The organism is Pseudomonadota bacterium (assembly GCA_011049115.1).
In the GTDB taxonomy this organism is placed as follows: Bacteria; Desulfobacterota; Anaeroferrophillalia; order Anaeroferrophillales; family Tharpellaceae; genus DSCM01.
Genome location: DSCM01000079.1, coordinates 1 through 1,919, shown reverse-complemented (window position 1 = coordinate 1,919; position 1,919 = coordinate 1). Strand labels below are relative to the sequence as shown.

Sequence of the window (1,919 nt, the reverse complement as noted above, 5' to 3'; positions counted from 1 at the left end):
TAAGCGAAGCGTGAACAGGCTCCCTTGCGATGCAATATGGTCCGTAGTGCCAACACTTTTTTTATATGCTTTATTATGCCGAAATAATTAAATTATTTTTTAGCAACTGTAGAAGATGAGCCAGACCTGCTGCAACTGTTCCTTGTCGCCCGTCAGCGGGGCGATGGTTGCGTCGAGTGCCTGAATGATTCGTATCCGGTTCAGGAAAAAGGCATGTTCAACCAGGGCGATGACTTCCCTGATGGATGCATTGACGTCCACCTTTTCCCTGACAGAGTGGGAATGCCGCGAAAAACCAAGCAGATCAGAGACGATCTTCCGGCAAGCCTTGGCTTGCTTTTCAATAATCTTCAGATTTTCCCGGAGTTCTGCGTCATTGACATCATCCAGCATCAACTGGCTGTAGCCGAGGATAACCCCTAAGGGAGTGTTGATTTCGTGGGCCACGCCCCCGGCTAGCCGCCCCAGGCCCTCCATCTTCTGCGACTGGACAAGCTGCTCCTGGAATTGTTTGAGCATGGTAATGTCCCTGGCGGTCAAAAGAAGGCCGATGATACTGTTGTCCTGATCATAGACGGGAACCTTGACCACGTGGAACCATTTCCGGCCGTCAGGCCGTTCGAAGGTGATTTCCTTGACCAGGGGATGCCCGGTTATGAGTATCTGCTTGTCTTCATGAAAAGTCAGATCAGCCTGATGCTCCGGGAACAGGTCAAAATCCGTCTTGCCGATGACATCCTTCTCCTGGAAGCCGAAATATTCGCAGAAAGCCTTGCCGGCAAAGGTATAGGTCAGATCCCTGTCCTGCAGGGTGATGAAGTCGGGCGTCACATCCATGATCGTTTTGAGCAGACGCTGCTGCTTGCCGATGGTTTTCTCCCGTTCGGTCAGCTCTTCAATGTGGTTTTTAACCGTAACGGCCATGACATCGAACGCTTCGGCCAGGTCCTGGAGTTCATCCCCGAAATTATGTTTGAAGACAGGACAGTTCCGGCAGCTCTCGATTTTGAATGGATATTCTTTGCCGTTGCAATCGGGGCACAGGGTTCCGGGCAGATACCAGCAGCGGCGCCGGGTGTCGCCGTAAGCCGGACATTCTTTCTTCTCGCACCTGGTGATTTCCCAGCAGTTTTTCTCCAGAGAAAAACCTGCTTGAACATCGAGATTGCCCTTGACGATTTCTTCCGCCGATTTCCGCAGCCGGTTGAGGCGAAACGTGACCGTACGGGAAAACCAGAGCGCCAGGACTATCCCCAGGCTCACGACCCCGAGAGTGGTGATCAGGCTGATTGCCTGCTGCCGGTGTATCTGGGCGTCCAGGTCGCTTCGAGAGAGGCCCAGGCGAACACTGCCCAGGTTCTTGTCCCCGAGGACAATCCTGGCCTTGAAATCATATATGCGTCCCCGTTCGGTAGCCAGCAGCAAGGGCTTGGAATTTCGGCTGTCCAGATTGACCTGCAGCAGATCAATGGGAAAGCCGCCGGTAAAAGTATGGGCCAGGATGTTGTTGCTGGCATCGAGCAGGAAAATATACATGACGTCGTCATACTGACTGTGGACATTGTCGATGAGGTTTTTCATCTGGAGAAGATCCATGGCCAGCAGGGGTTCACCGAGGCGAAAGGACAGACCTGACGTCAAGGCCATCCCCCTCTTTTTTCCCTCCTCGAGCAGGGCCTTTGAGGACATGGCGGAGAGGATGAGCCCGATACTCAGGCCGCAAACGACGAGCATCAGGGTTACCCCCAAAGTGATCTTGGTCCTGAACCGCAGACTGTGATGAATTTTCCTGAGATACTTAGTACATTAGTTCACAAATACAGTGACGTATAAAATGTCATGCTGCAAGCTTCAACTGAGTATGGAAATCAAGCTTTTCCATCAATTTATTCAAATCCTCCCGGGTGAATTTCCACTCG

1 protein-coding gene is annotated in these 1,919 nt (G+C 52.0%); it reads right to left on the bottom strand.

The window, feature by feature from the left end:
* Nucleotides 1-99: 99 nt before the first annotated feature.
* Complete coding sequence (locus ENN66_06390) at nt 100-1,734, bottom strand: PAS domain S-box protein (protein HDS16230.1); 1,635 nt, start codon at nt 1,732-1,734, stop codon at nt 100-102.
* Nucleotides 1,735-1,919: the final 185 nt, after the last annotated feature.

What these genes read in the sequence shown, in the direction of transcription:
- ENN66_06390 (HDS16230.1), bottom strand. Translation starts at nt 1,734, where the DNA reads ATGCTCGTCGTTTGCGGCCTGAGTATCGGGCTCATCCTCTCCGCCATG.